16 protein-coding genes and 1 pseudogene are annotated in these 16700 nt (G+C 69.1%); 7 read left to right on the plus strand and 10 right to left on the minus strand.

Annotation, left to right across the window (positions count from 1 at the left end):
- Nucleotides 1-14: 14 nt before the first annotated feature.
- Nucleotides 15-245 (minus strand): annotated as a pseudogene (locus ID574_RS63100) (DUF6928 family protein); the annotation flags it as partial.
- Nucleotides 211-471 (minus strand): hypothetical protein, encoded by a 261-nt coding sequence (locus ID574_RS46375; protein ID WP_188195455.1) that lies wholly within the window; start codon nt 469-471, stop codon nt 211-213. The gene ID574_RS46375 and the pseudogene ID574_RS63100, both read right to left, overlap by 35 nt.
- On the opposite strand from ID574_RS46375, the gene ID574_RS46380 reads away from it, so the two are divergent.
- Complete coding sequence (locus ID574_RS46380) at nt 466-792, plus strand: hypothetical protein (RefSeq protein ID WP_188195456.1); 327 nt, start codon at nt 466-468, stop codon at nt 790-792. The two genes, ID574_RS46375 and ID574_RS46380, sit on opposite strands and share 6 nt — an antisense overlap.
- On the opposite strand, the gene ID574_RS46385 is transcribed toward ID574_RS46380, so the two are convergent.
- The 7 genes from ID574_RS46385 to ID574_RS46410 are packed head-to-tail and all read right to left on the minus strand — an operon-like array spanning nt 785 to nt 8377.
- Entirely contained in the window at nt 785-1237 is a 453-nt protein-coding gene (locus ID574_RS46385; RefSeq protein WP_188195457.1) for a hypothetical protein, read from the minus strand. The genes ID574_RS46380 and ID574_RS46385 overlap by 8 nt on opposite strands.
- A 7-nt stretch (nt 1238-1244) precedes the next feature.
- A complete protein-coding gene (locus ID574_RS46390) occupies nt 1245-5750 on the minus strand; it encodes a DUF6531 domain-containing protein (protein WP_188195458.1) in 4506 nt (1501 codons plus the stop codon).
- Nucleotides 5751-5754: 4 nt separating this feature from the next.
- Entirely contained in the window at nt 5755-6057 is a 303-nt protein-coding gene (locus ID574_RS46395; protein ID WP_185110477.1) for a WXG100 family type VII secretion target, read from the minus strand.
- Nucleotides 6058-6063: 6 nt separating this feature from the next.
- Nucleotides 6064-6660 carry a hypothetical protein gene (locus ID574_RS46400; protein WP_188195459.1) on the minus strand — a complete coding sequence of 199 codons (597 nt, stop codon included), beginning with the start codon at nt 6658-6660 and terminating at the stop codon, nt 6064-6066.
- Nucleotides 6653-6778 carry a hypothetical protein gene (locus tag ID574_RS62045; RefSeq protein ID WP_262496133.1) on the minus strand — a complete coding sequence of 42 codons (126 nt, stop codon included), beginning with the start codon at nt 6776-6778 and terminating at the stop codon, nt 6653-6655. The genes ID574_RS46400 and ID574_RS62045 overlap by 8 nt, the downstream gene beginning before the upstream one ends.
- Nucleotides 6778-7071 (minus strand): hypothetical protein, encoded by a 294-nt coding sequence (locus ID574_RS46405; protein WP_188195460.1) that lies wholly within the window; start codon nt 7069-7071, stop codon nt 6778-6780. The genes ID574_RS62045 and ID574_RS46405 overlap by 1 nt, the downstream gene beginning before the upstream one ends.
- Entirely contained in the window at nt 7064-8377 is a 1314-nt protein-coding gene (locus ID574_RS46410; protein WP_188195461.1) for a hypothetical protein, read from the minus strand. Before ID574_RS46410 ends, ID574_RS46405 begins: the two co-directional genes overlap by 8 nt.
- 448 nt (nt 8378-8825) lie before the next feature.
- On the opposite strand from ID574_RS46410, the gene ID574_RS46415 reads away from it, so the two are divergent.
- From ID574_RS46415 to ID574_RS46425, 3 genes are all read left to right on the plus strand, one after another.
- The gene (locus tag ID574_RS46415; protein ID WP_188195462.1) at nt 8826-9458 is read left to right on the plus strand and encodes a helix-turn-helix transcriptional regulator; all 633 of its coding nucleotides are present in this window, start codon (nt 8826-8828) and stop codon (nt 9456-9458) included.
- A gap of 10 nt (nt 9459-9468) precedes the next feature.
- A complete protein-coding gene (locus ID574_RS46420; RefSeq protein ID WP_188195463.1) occupies nt 9469-10188 on the plus strand; it encodes an SDR family oxidoreductase in 720 nt (239 codons plus the stop codon).
- Between the two features lie 68 nt (nt 10189-10256).
- Nucleotides 10257-10598 (plus strand): hypothetical protein, encoded by a 342-nt coding sequence (locus tag ID574_RS46425; protein WP_188195464.1) that lies wholly within the window; start codon nt 10257-10259, stop codon nt 10596-10598.
- A 29-nt stretch (nt 10599-10627) separates the two neighbouring features.
- Here the strand turns inward: ID574_RS46425 and ID574_RS46430 are convergent, their stop codons facing one another.
- Nucleotides 10628-11821, minus strand: coding sequence for an MFS transporter (locus tag ID574_RS46430; RefSeq protein ID WP_223167780.1), 1194 nt, complete (start codon nt 11819-11821; stop codon nt 10628-10630).
- 80 nt (nt 11822-11901) lie between these two features.
- On the opposite strand from ID574_RS46430, the gene ID574_RS46435 reads away from it, so the two are divergent.
- From ID574_RS46435 to ID574_RS46445, 3 genes are all read left to right on the plus strand, one after another.
- The gene (locus tag ID574_RS46435) at nt 11902-12783 is read left to right on the plus strand and encodes a LysR family transcriptional regulator (protein ID WP_188195465.1); all 882 of its coding nucleotides are present in this window, start codon (nt 11902-11904) and stop codon (nt 12781-12783) included.
- Nucleotides 12784-12852: 69 nt separating this feature from the next.
- Nucleotides 12853-13881, plus strand: coding sequence for a winged helix-turn-helix domain-containing protein (locus ID574_RS46440; protein WP_188195466.1), 1029 nt, complete (start codon nt 12853-12855; stop codon nt 13879-13881).
- Between the two features lie 594 nt (nt 13882-14475).
- Nucleotides 14476-16551 (plus strand): cutinase family protein, encoded by a 2076-nt coding sequence (locus tag ID574_RS46445; RefSeq protein ID WP_188195467.1) that lies wholly within the window; start codon nt 14476-14478, stop codon nt 16549-16551.
- The last annotated feature ends 149 nt before the right edge of the window (nt 16552-16700 follow it).

Here is a 16700-nt window from a genome sequence, read left to right on the forward strand (position 1 = left end):
GAGGGCAACGGAGACCCTATGTCCTCTACGACCCCGGTGTCTGGGGCCAGGCTGAGCGATCGGATGAGCTCACCATTTTCCCAAATCGCGTACGATGTCGATACCTGGAAAGCTGGCGGCATACCCACCCTGGATTCGCCAGTCTTCGTCCAATCTGGATTCACCAAGGAAACCAAAAAGTCAGTGGCGCCAGGTCGGGAACCTGACACGCTACACAAACAACTCGGCGGCATCCCCATCCGCATAAACCAGCACAGCGGTCTTGGCACCCATGAAATGCGATCCTTCCATCTCGCTAGGCATCGGCGAAAGCGGCGCGTCCAATGTAACGGAGCTCCGCCCCGGCAGATTGAGAGGACATATGAAATGCACAGCCGTTCTGGCGTCGCCGGCCTTCATCCTGTCGGCGGGATGCGCCGGGGGAAGCGGGCAGATGAAAGTGATCGGTAGTGACCCGATCATCTCGTGCATGATCTGGAGGGCGGCATGGAGATGGAGATCCTCGGCACCCTCGTCTACGACCCGGCCAATAAGTGCCTGTTCCTCAGGCATACGCACCCGGCCACGCCGGGAGAAACCAGCCCCTTGATCTGGCCCGACGGCACGGAGCCGATCATCTCCGGCGGGAGGCGAGGGGTGGACGTGCCCGGCAAAGGCGAGATCGTGGACGGGGACCGGATCGACGCCGCCGGAGGCGGGATCGACCGTGCCGCGCTCGCGGCCATCAGGTCCCCGCAGGGTTGCCTCGGCTCCGAGCGCGACAGAGTGATCGCCGTCACCCAGGTCACCTAGCCTCGGACCGGCCCGTTCGCAGCAGGTGGAGGGCGGCCTCGGGCGACAGCGGCGACATCCGCAAGGCGGGGCCCAGCACCGCGTCCGGGGTCAGATCCGTCCGCTCGAACTGGTGCGCCTCGTCGAGGATCGTGCCGCCGGTCAGCAACGCGGCGCAGGCGGCCAGGACGATCATGAGCATGGCGGGCACGGGCTCGCCCCGGGTGCCGGGCTGGAACGACGCGAACCACTGACCCGCGAACTCGTGCATGCGGGGCGGCACCAGGAAGGCGGCCGCCTGTCCCGCACCGCCCCAGTGGAACGTCCAGGTGTCCTCTTCTTCCACCACAAGCTCGACCTCGATGTTCGACACGCCGAGGATCGTTCGCATGACGAACCCTGTCGCGAGCGCGAGCGGCTCCGGATCCGGCCGCTTCGGGCACACGACTCCGATCTCTACGGCCATACGTCAGTCACCCCGGGAACACGACCCAGCCATCGGCTGAGTTGACGTAGATGCTGTTGATGGTTCCCTGGCGCGGTATTTGCGCCAGGGGCCCGTTGGTGCCGAAATCGACCATTGTCGCCCCCGGTACGTTCTTCGCGTCGACGTACAGGTCCACGCCGGAGAAACCCGCCTTCCTCGCCGAGCTCTCCGCCAGGCTCGCGTGCCTGAGCACCCCTGCGGGTGACGTCCCAGAGTACGCCTTGAGACTGACCGGCACCCCGTCGAGCCAGCCGTCGATACCCGGATGGCTGGGTGTCGCGCCCACGAACCGCCCGCCGCGGAAGTCCACGATCTCTCTGGCCTGGACCAGTTCGTGAGGCTGCAGGCCGTTCCTGACGACCGAGGGAGGCGTGCCCGCGGTCAGCCCCTTCGGCCCGGTGGTCGAATAGGCGGCGAGCCCGAGGGGGTCCGACCAGGTCGTGGCGTTGGGGACGTACGCGTGCGGGTTCCAGCCGCCGGTCAGGCCGATCGGGTCGGCGGCCGCATAGTGGCCGGCATGCGGGTCGTAGTGGCGGAAGAAGTTGTAATGGAGGCCGGACTCGTCGTCCGCGTACTGTCCGGGGAAGCGCAGCGGGCAGTCGGCCCCTGCTGGGACGGGTTGCGGGGAGGCTCCCCACAGGGACTGCCGGGATCGCCAGGCCAGGGCGCCGTCGGGATCGACGAGTTCGGTCGGGGTGCCGATCAGGTCCGTGGCGATGGCGTAGAAGCGCTCGTCGATCCACTCCTGGTCGTGCCGGGCCCGCTCGGTCTGGCTCAGCGGACGGAACGTGCCGGGCTCCCAATCCCACGCCGTCGTACGGTGCTCGCTGATCTGCTCGGCGAGCGTGAGCCCGTCCCAGACGAAGTCGGTGCGTTGCGAGCCGTCCACGCGTTCCTTGGCGATGCGGCGGCCCAGAGGGTCGTAGAGGTAGCGCAAGCGGCTCCCGTCCGGGGTGGTGACGTCCGTCAGACGGTCGTCGGCGTCCCATGTGTAGTACCAGGTGCGGGGCTTCGACGACAGGCCCTTCCGCTGGCGGAGGATCGTGCGGCCCTGGCGGTCGTACTCGTACCGGATGCGCCCGGCCTGGCGGATCATGGTGCCGGTGTAGGCGCGCGGGCCGTGGGCCTCGGCCGAGGTGGGCCACATCGCGTCGGTGATCTGGCCGGCGCTGTTGTACGTGTACCGCTCCGCCCAGTTCGGCCCGCGCACCCCGGTGACCCGGCCGACCGGATCGAGGTCGAAGCGGCGGCGGCCGGAGAGCAGGTCGTCGATCTCCGTGACGTGTCCGTCGGCGCGGTAGTCGTACGTGCGGCGCTGCACGATCTCCCCCGCCGGACCCTTGGCCAGGGTCTGGGTGTGGAGGCGGGAGTCCGGGTCCCAGCGGTGGGTAAGCGAGACATCTGTGCCGAAATTTCGGGAAATCTCTCTGCCTGCGGCGTCGTAGCCGAACCGGATCATCTGGCCTGCCGTGTGCACGGCCACCGGCCGGCTCCGGGCGTCGTAGTCCCACGTGGTCTCGGCTCCGGACGGCGTACGGCGGCGCGTCCGCCGGCCGAGCGCGTCATAGGCCGACGTGATCGTGCGGCCGTTGCAGGTCTCCGCCGTGATCCGGCCCTCGGCGTCCCGGGTGACGCGGAGGTCGGCGTCGGGGTTCGTGGCGTGGACCAGGCGGCCGAGCTCGTCGTAGGCGAACGTGGTGACCCGGTCGCCCGAGTGCTGCACGATGACCTGGCCGAGCATGTCGTAGACGTACGTGGTGGACTGGCCGGCGCCGTTGACGCGTTCTACGAGATTCCCCGCGGCGTCGCGGACGTAGGTCAGGACGCGACCGTTGAAGTCGGTCTCCGAGGCGAGCCCTCCCGCGGCGTCGTACGTGTACTGCCAGGTCAGCCCCTGCGGGTTGGTGGCCTCCACCAGCCTCAGCTCGGTGTCGTAGGCGAACGCGAGGCGGGCGCCGTCCGGTGTGGTCCGCGCGGTGGGGACGTCGAAGGGGCCGATCTCGGTGCGGGTGACCTGCCCCAGGGCGTCCACGTGCTCGACGAGGTTGCCCTCGGCGTCGTACGTCCAGCGTTCGGCAGCGCCGCCGGGTAGGGTGCGCGTGGCCGGTTTGCCCTCGACGGTCCAGGTGAAGCGGGTGGTGTTGCCAAGGGGATCCGTGATGGCGGTGACCCGGCCGAACGCGTCGCGCTCGCACCGTGTGGTCGCGCCCAGCGGGTCGCTGATCGCGACGGTCAGTCCGGCGGCGTTCGTCTCGATCGTCCGTGTGTGGCCGAGGACGTCCGTGATCGCGGTCAGGTGGCCGCGATCGTCGTAGGTGTAGGTGGCCGTCGCGTCGGAGGTCAGGTTGCCGCACTCGTCGTAGGCGAGGGCCCAGATCGTCCCGTCGTAGTCCGTGACGGTTTCCGGCAGGTGCAGGGCGTTGCGGGCGAGGCGGCGGGTGGCTCCGTCGGGGCGGATGATCGACACCAGTGCGCCGGCGTCGTCGTAGGCGTAGTTGGTGGTGTGTCCCAGCGGGTCGGTGTGGGCCAGCAGACGGTCGTGAACGTCCCAGCGGTAGCGGGTCACGTGGCCGAGCGGGTCTATCTCGCTCACGACCTGCAGCAGCTCGTTGTAGTGGTACGTCGTGACGTTGCCCAGCGAGTCGTGGGCCGTGGTGACGCCCTCGGCGTAGCTGATCTCGGTGTTGAAGACGCCGTCCGTGCCGGTGCCGTAGACGCAGCGGCCCTCCTGGTCGTACGTGTACGCGTACCAGGTGCCGATGCGGTCGAGCCAGCGGGTCATCCGGCCTTCGTCGTCGTACGTGAACCGCAACGGCAGCCGGGAGGAGTTGGTCACCTCGGTCAGGTCGCCGGCCTCGTCGTAGGCGTAGGAGACGAGGGTCTGGCCGGCGCCGCGCAGGCGGATCTCCACGATGCGGCCCTGGTGGGTCTCGATGTCCAGGTGGTAGCCGCCCGAGTGGATCACCTCGGTGAGCAGGCCGTCGGTGCCGTCGGTGTAGTGGAAGTCGACGCGGTTGCCGTTGCGGTCGGTGATCGCCGCGATGGGCAGCACCTCTCCTTGACCGGCGAAGTGCGTGGTGTGGCCGGTGAGCGGGTCGGTGACCGTGTAGCCGTCCTCCGCCGGCCGCAGCTCCAGGCGCGGGCCGTCGTCGGGGTGGGCCACCTGGCCGGGCTCGGGCCGCGGGAAGGACAGCAGGGTGCCGTCGGCGGTGGCCAGGTAGACGCCGTCGGCGTCCACCTCGATGCGCTGGTCCAGGGTCGAGGCCCAGGAGCGGCCGAACCAGCGGCCCGTACGGTAGCTGGACAGATGTGTGCGCTCCAGCCGCAACGGCAGCACGCCGGGCAGCTCCACATCGGTCTGCGCGAGCAGCACGATGCCGGTCGGGAAGTGCACCGGGTCCTTGCTGAAGAACTGGCGGCCACGTTGCCAGGCCGCGCTCGCGGCCGCTCCGGCCCGCGTACCGCCGGCCTGCATCGCCGAGCGGATCGAGGACGCGCCCGCGGGGATCCCCGCCCGCAGCGCGCCGACCAGGGTGCCCCCGCCGCCGCGGACCGCGGCGGCCGCACCCCGCAGCCCCGCCACCGCCTTGGCGCCCTGGGCCAGCAGGCCGAGGCTCTTGCCGCCGGGGATCACCCCGAGCGCGGCCAGCCCTACCTGCCCCAGCGATCCGCGGCCCTGGCGGTACTTGTGGACCGCGTCGGCGAGCACCACCGCCCCCGCGGCCACCGCGACCCCTGCCAGGATCGCCCCGGCCAGCCCGCCGGTGCCGATCACCAGCACCACCAGCCCGGCCACCAGCGCCACCGTGCCCGCGAACGCCACGAAGTCGTCCCAGGAACGGAACGGCGTGGAGATCGCGTCCCAGGCCTTCTGCAGGAAAGACTTGTTCTTGATGCCGCTGCCGTCGAGCGCCTGCTCGATCTCCCGCACCGCCCGGGACTCCGCGTCCCCGCGTAACCGGGCCGCCTCGTCGGCGATCCGGCGTGCCCGCGCCCGGTCGGCCTCGGCGCCGCGGGCACGTTCCACCGCCGGCCGCACCACCGCCTGCACGGCCGGATCGGCCGAGCGGACCGCGGTCTCCGCCTCCGCCAGGCTCCGCACCGTACCGGGGACCTGGGCCTGCACCTCGCGCAACGCGCCCTGGTACTGGGTGTCGGCGCCCTGGCCCTGGCGCAGCGCCGCCCCGGCCTGTGCCCGGGCCTGCTCCAGGCTCCCGGCGTAGGTCATCAGCGCGTTCCCGGCGCCCCGGTACGCCTTGCCCAGCTTGGCCAGCTCACCCGGCAGCTCGCCCAGCGCCTCGGCGTACGGGGCCGCGTAGTCCCCGCGCATCCGCAGCGCCGAGCTGTTGCCGGACACCGCGCTCAGTTTGGCGGTGTTGTCCTCGGCGAGCCGCGCCTCTTCCAGCAGCCGGCCGGCGAGCCCCCGCACCTGGCCCGGATCCCCGGGCGCGGGGTCGCCGGGCAGGCCGAGCACTTCCCATCCGCCCGGCATGACGTCACGCTCCCGCGCCGCCGCTGAGCGAGGCGTCCAGCTCGCGGTGCTTGGCGATGGCGGTCTTGAGGAACTGGCTCATGCCCTCCAGGCCCTGCATGACCTGCCTGGCGCCGTTGTTCCACTGGTCGTAGTCCTGCTGGAACTTGCCCGAGGCCCGCTCGGTGACGAAGTCGCTGCTGACCAGCTGGTCGATCATCGCCTTGAGCTGGGTCAGGCGGCTCTCGATGTCCTCCTTCTCCTTGTTCAGCCGGGTGGCGCTGTTCTCCACCTGGGGGAAGCTGAGGTGATGGGTCCCACCTGCCATGACGGTTCACTCTCCTTGGGGGTCGGACCAGGCCAGGGTGGCGCTGATCGCGTCGAACAGGTCGAGCATGGGCTCGGTCAGGCTCAGGTGCGGGCTGGTGAGCACCAGGTCCAGCACGCCGTGCCCGCCGGGTACGGGGATCAGGGTCTGCATGGTCACCGCCTCGATCTCGCCGGACTCGACGCCGGTGACCCGCACGGCGCGGCCCGCGTCGATCTCGACGATCCCCACGTCCCGCCAGGCCGGCGTGTTTCGCTGGGGCGGGATGGCGATGACGCCCGAGGCGATCGCCTCGACGGTGTTGCCCGCCGGGTCCGGCGACCCCGCGGTGTGCAGGGCCATGAGCGTGGCCAGGACGGTGCCGACGTCCTCCACGTGGTCGGTCATCGCCGCGCCGAACACCGCGCCGCGCCTGCCCGCCAGGTCGGCGACCTCACGCAGCACCTTGAGCAACACCGACCGGTGCGGCGCCAGCTCCGGGGCGGCCGCCACCCGGGCGTCCACCAGGCGGGCCAGGTCACCGGTACGGCCCGCCCGCCAGACGTCGAACTCGTACCAGGATTCTGGCACCCGTACCGTGAAGCCGCAGGGCAGGTCAGCCATTGCCGTACTCCTCCACGACGTAGGAGGCGGCCGGGCGGTCCGTCAGCGCGAACACCAGCGACACCGCGATCGTCGCCAGCAGCACGCCGACGAGCACACCGAGTCCGAGGTCCTTCATCACGTGCTCCCGCTCCTCGTCGACAGCGATTCCGACAGTGAGGCGTCCAGCTCGCCGGTGCCCTCGACGAGGGCGTCGAGCAGGCCGGCCGCCCGTTCGAGCAGTTGGTTCATGCGCTCGCGGTTGTCCGAGGACTCCTCGAAGAACGTCCGCACGGCAGCGTCGACCTTCTCCGATCCGGTGCCTGCGTCGAGCGCGCCGATCGTGCCCCCGTCCAGCGCCGCGAGGATGGCTTTGAGGTCCCGTGAGACGTTCGCGGCCTCCCGCCTGTCGGCGGTGAATTCCTCAGCCACTGGACACCTCTCCCTTGATGGCCTCGAACGCGCGCCAGTCCCGATAAGTCGTCTCGACCGTCAACGGGCCCTCCGTCCTGCCTGTGGACTGCACCTTCAGCCGGACGGGTAACCCGTCGCCGTCCACCCGCAGCCAGAACCTGACCGGCCCCTCCCCGCCGAAGCCGCCGAAGTCGTCGGTGGACTCCTCGCCCCTGATGCGGTGCGCCGGCGCCGTGCCCGTGATCTCCTGGCCGCCGCCGGGCGCGGGTGCGGCGCTCACGTCCGTCCCGGCCGCGTCGAGCAGCGCCTTGATCGTGTACGGCGAGCTGTATCGCCTGACGGCGGGGGCGTGCAGCTGCGCGCACGGCTCGATCCCGGGCCGATTCGCATCGAACGGCGCGCCGCCGACCACGCCCCGGTCCCCGACGAGGGACACCTTCGCCGGTTTTGGAGCGTTCCCGCATGTCAGCTTCATCTCGTACGAGGTGGCCGCGTCCCGGTCGAAGCTCAGCCTGCCGCCGGCGGCGACGTCCCGCCCCTTCTGGGTGAACGTCGCCGTCCTCCTGTCGACGGCGCTGACCACGTCGGCCCAGTGAGGCTCCCGCGCCGCCTGACCGGAGATCGCCACGACGGCGAACGCCGCGACCGCGACGATCGACACGCCGATCGCGATCCCGGCGAAGAACGCCGGTTTCCGCCAGAGCGACGTCGACGCAGGCGCGGGCTCGTCCGGGGGCGGCTCGTACGGCCTGGTCCGGCTCTCGGCCTCCCGCAGCAGCTCCTCCAGCGAGGCGCCGGTGCCTGCCGCGGAGTGGCCGAGCAGGATGCGCACCAGCTCCACCGCCGTCGGCCGGGACTCGGGATCGGGCTGCCGGCATTCGTCGATCACCGCGCGCAGCGCCGGGAGCAACCGGTCGAGATCGGGCTCCTCACCGTCCCGGCCCGCCGTTCGGCCCGTGGCGGCGAAGACGATCACGTCGGCCCAGTCCCGCACGTCCCGCGAGGGGAACTCGCTGTCACGCGGCCCGGGCGCGAAGAACGCCTGCCCGTGCGGCCCGATCAGGACGTTCGCCGGGCTGAGCCGCAGCCCCGCGATCCCGGCGAGGTGCAGCCTGGCCATGGTGGCGGCGCTGCCCAGCGCGAGCAGATAGAGCGCCTCGCCTCGGAACGGCCCGGCCGCCCTGATCACGTCGGCGAGGGACCGGCCCTTCCCGAGGTATTCGTGCGGCCGCAGAGCCAGGCCGGTACTCCAACCGTCGACCTCCCGTCCCTGATGAGGGGACGGGGCCCGCGGCGGCGCGACGCCGAAGGACGCGGGCGGCATTGGGGGGCGTGAGTGTCCGAGAGTGGCGACCGCGCCACGATCGAAGAGGTCGTTACCGGCTGAACCACGCTGAATTTCCATCGCCATCCCCGTGCCGACCGTCTCGCGCCAGGGCGGGCACGCCGATGAATGCGCAGGCAGCCGCACCTTCCGGCCATCGGCGAGCGCCGTTTTCCGCCAGGTTGTACGCCGTTCGCCGGGTCTGGGTTCAATCGAATTCCAAGAATTTTTCGCGTGCGGGAGCCGAAAGCCGCGCGGCCGGATCATAGGCTTCTCGGTGATGCAGATACATTCGGTGCCGGCCCAGGCCAGCCCCGGGAGGCCGTGCCAAGCGGTCACCTGTCCGCCACTGCGTCGGCTGTGTCCCTACGTCCTGGGCTATTCCGGCTTCCGGGCGGGCTCCGGGGTGCCCCTCGGCCGGAGGTTCCTGCCGCTGAACGTGGCCACAGTGATCATCGACTTCGCCGGTCCGCCCGGGCTCGTCAGCGGACCGCGCAGTACGCATGGGCTGTATCAGCAGGCCGGTTGGCGGCACGGGGTCGCGATAGGGCTCACTCCCGCGGGCGTGTCCGGACTCCTCGGGCTGCCGATGCCCTACCTGGCCGGCGGCACCGCGCTGTTGGACGATCTCCTCGGCCGCCGCGCCGCCGAGCTGGCGGAGCGTCTGGGCGAGTCGCCGGACTGGGCGACGCGGTTCGCCGTCCTGGACGAGCGGCTGAGCGCGTGGCTGGCGCCCGATGAACGGCTGGACAAGCGGGTGATGTACGCCTGGTCGCGGCTGCAGAACCCCGCGGACCGGATCACGATCCAAGGATTGGCCGGCGAACTGGGCATCAGCCGACGCCATTTGGAGACCGGCTTCCGAAGGCACATCGGTCTGCCGCCGAAGACCGTCGCCCGGATCGCCCGCTTCCAGCATGCCTTGGGGGAATTGAGCAGCCCCTCTGCCAGCCTCGCGATGGCGGCCACGTACGGATATGCGGATCAATCGCATTTCAGCCGTGAGGTCCGGGCGATGAGCGGGATGACGCCTTCGGCATTGTTCGCGTTCGTTCAAGACGCGAACCAGGTCACCGGCTAGCCTCCCGTCCATGACGCTCACGGGCAAGACAGCACTGGTGACCGGCGGCTCACGGGGCATCGGCCGCGCGATCGTGCGGCGGCTGGCCGGGGACGGCGCCACCGTGGTGTTCAGCTACAAGAACGACAAGGCGGCGGCGGACGAACTCGTCGGCGAACTCGACGGCGTCGTCGCCGTCCGTGCCGACCAGGAGGACCTCACCAGCATCGAGGCGCTGCTCGAACCCGTCCGCGACGGCCTCGACATCCTGGTCAACAACGCCGCCATCAACCCTCCCGGCCTGATCACGGAGGTGACCGCGGAGGAGTTCGACCGGGTGATGACCGTCAACGCCAAGTTCCCGCTGCTGACGATCGGACGGGCCGCGCCGCTCCTGCGCGACAACGGCCGCATCGTCAACATTTCCACGCTCAACACCGTGGTGCCCGCGCCCGGCCACGTTCTCTACGGCGCGAGCAAGGCCGCGCTCGAGCAGGTCACCGCCGTGGCCGCGCAGGAGTTCGGCGAACGGGGGATCACGGTCAACACCGTCAGCCCAGGGGCCACGGACACCGCACTGCTCCACGCCACCAACCCTCCGGAGGCCCTGGCTCAGCTGACCGCCTTCACAGCCCTGCGGCGCCTGGGCCGACCGGCCGACATCGCCGACGTCGTGGCGTTCCTGGCCGGGCCGGACTCACAATGGATCACCGGCCAGAACATCCGCGCCACCGGCGGTCTCCTGCTCTGACCCGGGATACCGCCGCAGGCGGCGCATGTACGCTGTCCCTCCCGCGTGCCGGATCAAGGAGCACTCCCGTGAACCACCACGGCCAGCCGCCGCCGCACCCGCACGGCCCTCGGTTCCCCGGTCCGGCGCCGGTGTCGCAGGCCCGCAACTGGGCAGGCTTCCTCGGGCTGACGATCGGCGTGATCGCCGTCATCGCCGCCTTCCTCTGGGTGAAGCCGAACCTGGTCCCTCTGGGCCTGGGGCTCCTCGCCATCGTCCTCTCGGCCTTCCGCCTGAGCAGGGCCCGGGTCGGCGGGGAGAAGTACCGGGACGCAGCACGTGCCGGCATGACGCTCGGACTGGTGGCCGTCGGGTGCGTCATCCTCGTCCCCCTCCTCGCCGGGTTCGCCGCCGACATTTTGAACCGGTAGAAGCCGGTCTCGGCGCCAATTCGGACATTTCACACCCGGGAGGTCTTCCGGCCGGTGCTGAGGTTGAGGAGCAGCGAAGCCGCCGTCAGCGCCACACCGAACCAGACGACGCTCGTGACACCTGAATGATCGGCGAACAGCCCGCCGAAAAGCGCCCCGAGCGCAATGGATGTGTTGTACGCCATGGTGTTGAGTGACATGGCGGCCTCAAAGGTGTCGGGCGCGGCGGCGAGCGTCATGTTGACCTGGCACAGTTGCACGACGCCGAAGGAAATACCCCACAGGATCAGCGCGACAATCGCACCGGCCTGCCCGTCACCGATCGCAAGCAGCAACAGCAGGGACACCACGAGTCCCGCGCAGCCGACGACGAAGCTGCCCCTCAGATTCTTGGCCACGGTATGCCCGGCGACGAAGTTCCCGGCGGCGCCTGCGACCCCGAAAATCATCAGCACCACGGTGATGAAGACGGGCGTGGCGGCTGCATTGTCCTCCAAGAAGGGCCGCACAAACGTGTACGCCCCGAAATGGCCGAGCACGAACAGCACGACGGTGAACAGCACCGAACGCAGCGGCACGTTCTTGAACGGCAGCCCGAAGACCTCCCGGACCGAAACCGCGTTCTCCGACGGCAGCGACGGAATCATGACGGCGACCGCGACGAACACCAGCACGCTCAGGCCGCTCCAGATGAGGAACGTGGTCCGCCAACTGGTGAGGCTTTCAAGGAATGTCCCCAGCGGTATGCCCACGACAGTGGCGATCGAGATGCCGGACATCACGACCGCGGCCGCCCGGTTCGCCTGGCGTTCCGGAACCAGGCGCATCGCCATGCTCACGCCTATGGCCCAGAACACGCCGCTGGCGAATCCCATGACGAGCCGCGTCGTCAAGATCGTTGCATAGTCCGGCGAGATGGCGGTGATCAGGTTTCCCAGGGCCAGTATCGCCAAGAGCGTGGACAGCAGCACGCGTCGGTTGACACGCCTGGTCCACGCCACGATGAACGGTACGCCCAGCCCGGCCGAGACGCCCTGCAGAGTGACCATCAGCCCGGCGACGCCCACCGAGATGTTCAGGCTCGTGCTCAGCGGAGTGAGCAGGCCGACGGGCATCAGCTCAGTGGTGAGGAAGACGAACAAACTGGCTGTGATCGCAGAAACGCCCAGCCATGCTCTCAAGGTCGAGTGCGGGCGTTCCACCCACATCAGAGTTTCCGACATGGCTCAAGCGTGCGCCAAGCTGGATCAATGAGTCCAACACATAATTTTCATCATGAACGATCGCGATACAAGATGGATGGATGGAGCTGCAACAGCTGAGGTACGTCATAGCGGTCGCGGAGACCAGCAACTTCACCCGGGCCGCCGAACGCTGCCGGGTCGTGCAGTCGGCGCTCAGTCATCAGATCGCCGGCTTGGAGCGGGAGCTGGGCGCCCGGCTGTTCGAGCGGACCAGCCGGCGCGTACGGCTCACGCCGGCCGGGGAGGCGTTCCTGCCCGCGGCCCGGGAGTGCCTGGAGGCGGCCGACCGGGCCCGAGCCGAGGTCGCCGCCGCGACCGGGGAGATCCGCGGACGGCTCGCCATCGGCGCCATCCCCACGGTCGCGGCCGTCGATCTGCCGGTCGTGCTGAAGGAGTTCCGCCATCGACACCCTCGGGTGCGCATCACGCTCACCTCGGCCGGCAGCGAAGACCTGATCGAACGGGTCCGGCAGGGCGGCGTCGACGTCGCATTCCTCGGCCTGCCGACGCGCGCGGAGCCGAAAGCCGTCCAGAGCCGCCGGCTGGCCAGAGGCGAGCTGGTCGCCGTGGTCGCACCGGATCATCACCTGGCGGACGACGAAGTGGACCTGCGAAGCCTGGCGGACGAGCCGTTCGTCGACTTCCGCGCCGGCCATGCCGGGCGAGCCCAGTCCGACGAGGCCTTCGCGGCCGCCGGGGTACGACGTGACGTCCCCTTCGAGGTGTCGTCCGCCGACTTCATGGTCGACCTGGTACGGCAGGGCCTCGGCGTGGGGCTGTTGCCGGCCGCGTACGCGCCACGCTTTCCCGACCTGCGCATCATCCGCCTTCGCGATGCTCCGGCGCGGGTGGAGCACTTGATCTGGGGAAGCCGCCCGTCCCCGGCGGCCACGGCCTTCCTGGAGCTGATCGACCACGGCGGAGATCAGGTCCGCCATTGATGAACCCGACAGTTGCGCGTACAACATCGTGTTGATCGATCTGCTATCCGGCGGTGTGAGCCTGTCCCCATGGCCCTGGGGACCTTGAAGATCGTGTTCACTGCCGAGGATCTCGCCCGCGTCCGGATCGCCCCCCGCCCCGACCCCATGTGGGAAATGGTGCTGAGCCTGCACCTCCTCCAAGCCCGAGGCGGCGGCACCGCGATGGCCATCTGGCGTCGGCAGGTCCGCGACATCCTCGCCGAGACCGGCTTGCTCACACAGGTGCGCGGCATGCTGATCCCCCTGGCCCCGGCAGGACCCTACTTCCCCGACTTCCTCACCCCCGCAGAAGCCCAATCGGGACTCGACCATGGCGTCAAAGCCCTCGTCGAGACTCCGCGCCGGCGGATCCGCCACGAGCTGGGCCTCTTGCAGACCTACTACGGCCTGCCTCCCGGGCTGGAAGACCTCGCCCGCGGCAACGCGCGCGCCATCCGCGACCTCGGCCGCGTCGCCTGCGGCTACATCCAGGCGGCGTTCGCCCCCCACCTGCAGCAGATGGAACACACCCTCGGCCGGGAACGCTCCGCCCTGGCCCGGCACCTCGCCGACGACGGCGTGGAGCAGATGCTCGACCACCTGCCCCCGATGATCCGCTGGAGACCACCGGTCCTGGAGGCCGACTATCCCGCGCGAGCCGCACAGAATTCCCGGGAGATCCACTTGCGCGGACGAGGCCTGACGTTGATCCCCTCCTACTTCTGCCGGGTCACGCCCGTCGCACTGGTAGACCAAGGGCTTCCTCCCGTCCTGGTCTATCCCGCCCGGCGTTGGACGCCAGCGGCCGCCGGTAACGACCCCCTGGTGGAGTTGCTCGGCAGGACCCGCGCTGAGACGCTCCGCTGCATCGCGGCCACGCCGGGCTGCACCACAACGGAGCTTGCCCGGCGTACCGGGTCATCCCTGGCCAACGCCAGCAAGCACGCCCAGGTACTGCGACAGGCGGGGCTGATCACCAGCATCCGCCAGGTCAACCTGATGCTGCATCAGGCGACCGCGCTCGGCACCGAACTCGTTCGCGCCCAGCCGCCGGACGAACCACGTGCACGGCTGTGACCTCTATGTTTTCCTCCCAGTCGAATCATGCTGACACGACGCGTCCCAGGCGTGTGAACTGTCACCGCGCTCCCGACGAAGGGATTGATCTCGTGATCAAAGGGACCCGTTCATACACCGACGAGGCAAGCGGCTCGCCGCGCTCGGGCTGCTCATCGGTGGACCGTCCGTTCTCGCGCTCGGGACAGCCACTGCCGCGACGCTCTGGCCGCGTGAGGGCGAAGTGGCGCCGAAAGGATCCACTCGTAGCAGGAAAGCTTCAGAGGCCCTCAGCAGCTCGTAGGTGATCGGGATGAGCCCGGCGAACCCTTACGGGCGCCCCTTCACCGACAACAAGACCTGAACGACTCCACCCGAACCCGTCCGCATCAACGTGTCGAACTGCACAGGTCATGTGTGCCCGCTCCCGCCGACTTCATCTGGAAAGGTGACCTGGTCACTGACGCGCTGTTCCCGGACGGCCTCGATGGACCGGTCGCCATTCACGATCCCTCGCCGCAGGTCAGCCCCGGCGTCGTGAGAACGAAGGTCTGGCACAGGACGATTGTCCTCCCTATTGAGGCGCGCATGCCCTGACGCGGATCAGGAGGACCCGTGAAACTCAAATCCGTCCTTGCCGCGATCACGACCGTGATCGTGGGTCTGACGTCGCCCGTCGCCTTGACGACCCCCGCCGAAGCCGAGACGTGCCCCGCATACTGGGTGATCGGCGTTCGTGGCTCGGGGGAATCCATGAGCGGGCCTTACGGCATGGGCGCCACTGTCGGCGCGTACGTCAGTGAGGCCGCCGAGCTGTTACCCGCGGCCGAAACCGAGTACCTCTCCCTCCCCTACCCCGCCGCGCCGGTTGGTCCTGACTACTTGGACTCCGTCGAGGAAGGCTGGCAGGGCCTGCAGGCGATCATCCGCGGTCGGGCAGTGGAATGTCCGGCAATCCGCATCGGCCTGGTCGGCTACTCGCAAGGGGCGCACGTGGTGAACGAAGCGCTGAACTGGTTGAGCAGCCAGGACAAGGCCGCCCTCGACGCCGTCAGGGGGGCCATCCTCATCGCCGATCCTCGCAGCGACCCCTCCTCTCCCAGCCACTTCCCCATCACCCTGTCGGGCACCCCGGCCACCCGCCCACTGGACGGCGGCATCCTCACACCTCAGCGGTTGCCCATCGGCGATGATCGCGGCATCCAGTTCTGCATCCAGGATGATCCCGTGTGTGATTCTCCCGAGAAAGGGCTCGAAGCGCTGGGCAGGGCCATCGCGGCACCGATCCACGACGCCTACCGTACCTGCTGCACAGAGTTCTACTTCGTTCAGATCCTCGGGGAGAATCTCGCACAAGCCCTGCTGAAGCGGCCCCCCAACATGGCGCCGCGGTTCAGTGTCGACGCCCCTGACGTTTCCGTGGGAGAGGGCGGTACGGCGACCAACAGCGGACGCATCGTCGATCCAGAGGGTGCGTCGGTGACGCTGTCGGCGTCGGTTGGGACGGTGACGCTGTCCGGCGACCGTTGGACCTGGCAGTTGCCCAATGCGGGCGAGGGCCGACAGACGGTCACGATCACCGCACGGGATCCCGACGGAGCGGAAGGCACCGTCTCCTTCACCCTCAACGGGACGAACGCCGCGCCCGTCGTCAGCATCGATCCGGCGCAGGTCAAGAGCATTGACGAGGGCGCCGAACTGACGGCCAAGGCGAACTTCACCGACGCGTCCGGCGACGGCCCGTTCACGGGCAGGGTGGCCTGGGGCTTCGGAGAACCCGACGCCGGTGACATAGGCGACGGCACCCTCACGGGCAAACGCCGCTACGGAGACAACGGGTCCTTTGACGTACGGATGAGCGTCACCGACAAGGACGGCGCCACCGGCTCGGCGTCCTTTCAGGTCACGGTCCGCAACCTGAACCCCGTCGTGGCGATCGACAAATCAGACACGGCGCAGGTCAACGGAGCTTCAACCTTCATCGGTCCAAGGCAGACCGAGCTGAGTTTCACCGGCAGGGTGACCGACGCCGGCAGCGACGACCTGAAGACGAGCTGGAACTGGGGCGACGGTGCGGAGCTGTCCACCACGTCCCTGGTCAACCCACCGGACAAGGATCCAACACCCAGTCCCAGTGTCGAGCCTCGCGATGTCACCGACACCAAGCGGCACACCTGGGAACAGGCGTGCCTGTACGACGTGCGCCTGGCCTCGGCGGACGACGACGGCGGCAGCGGTGCCGATGGCGCCAAGCTCATCGTCACCGGGGATGCCAGGCACCGGCACCTGACGCTCCACTGGATCACCCAGTATCGCCCCGGTCCACGCACGCCGATCGACCTACCCGAGAAGACCCTGGACTGCTACCTGAAGATCGCCCAGTACACCAGCAAGGTCTTCCCCGAGGCGACGGACATCTCGACCAGGGATAAGGCGTTCACTACCCTCAAAGCGCTGAGTCTCGATCCGAAAGACAAGCTGGACTCGCAGCTTCTGACAGCTTGGCTCAACTTCGCCAACGGCGCCCCCGGCTTCGGTGAATTGGTCGACACCGACTTCGACCTCCGGCCGGAGACGAAGTTCAGCGACGCCATGACGCGCGCCGAGGCCGTTCGCCTGGATCCGAACGCGACCACTTTGGAGGTGCTCAAACACATCAAGATCCTGGAGTGGATCAACCTGGGAAACTGAGTTCCGGTGGATCACCTGGGCCGGGCCTTCCGGCCTGGTCGGCCACGACTACCGGCCGGTCGTTTCTCCCTGACCAGTCAGGGAGAAACGACGGATCGCCTCAGCTTGACCTTGACGCGACGTCAACGTGTCTCATGGGAGGTGATCCA

The sequence above is a fragment of the Nonomuraea sp. SYSU D8015 genome, from assembly GCF_008065375.1.
In the GTDB taxonomy this organism is placed as follows: Bacteria; Actinomycetota; Actinomycetes; order Streptosporangiales; family Streptosporangiaceae; genus Nonomuraea.

Excerpts from the sequence above, each read along its gene's own strand:
- ID574_RS46430 (WP_223167780.1), bottom strand. The coding sequence starts at position 11,821 with ATGTCGGAAACTCTGATGTGGGTGGAACGCCCGCACTCGACCTTGAGA.
- ID574_RS46420 (WP_188195463.1), top strand. The coding sequence starts at position 9,469 with ATGACGCTCACGGGCAAGACAGCACTGGTGACCGGCGGCTCACGGGGC.
- ID574_RS46400 (WP_188195459.1), bottom strand. The coding sequence starts at position 6,660 with ATGGCTGACCTGCCCTGCGGCTTCACGGTACGGGTGCCAGAATCCTGG.
- ID574_RS46410 (WP_188195461.1), bottom strand. The coding sequence starts at position 8,377 with ATGCCGCCCGCGTCCTTCGGCGTCGCGCCGCCGCGGGCCCCGTCCCCT.
- ID574_RS46385 (WP_188195457.1), bottom strand. The coding sequence starts at position 1,237 with ATGGCCGTAGAGATCGGAGTCGTGTGCCCGAAGCGGCCGGATCCGGAG.
- ID574_RS46390 (WP_188195458.1), bottom strand. The coding sequence starts at position 5,750 with ATGCCGGGCGGATGGGAAGTGCTCGGCCTGCCCGGCGACCCCGCGCCC.
- ID574_RS62045 (WP_262496133.1), bottom strand. The coding sequence starts at position 6,778 with ATGAAGGACCTCGGACTCGGTGTGCTCGTCGGCGTGCTGCTGGCGACG.
- ID574_RS46435 (WP_188195465.1), top strand. The coding sequence starts at position 11,902 with ATGGAGCTGCAACAGCTGAGGTACGTCATAGCGGTCGCGGAGACCAGC.
- ID574_RS46395 (WP_185110477.1), bottom strand. The coding sequence starts at position 6,057 with ATGGCAGGTGGGACCCATCACCTCAGCTTCCCCCAGGTGGAGAACAGC.
- ID574_RS46440 (WP_188195466.1), top strand. The coding sequence starts at position 12,853 with ATGGCCCTGGGGACCTTGAAGATCGTGTTCACTGCCGAGGATCTCGCC.
- ID574_RS46375 (WP_188195455.1), bottom strand. The coding sequence starts at position 471 with ATGCACGAGATGATCGGGTCACTACCGATCACTTTCATCTGCCCGCTT.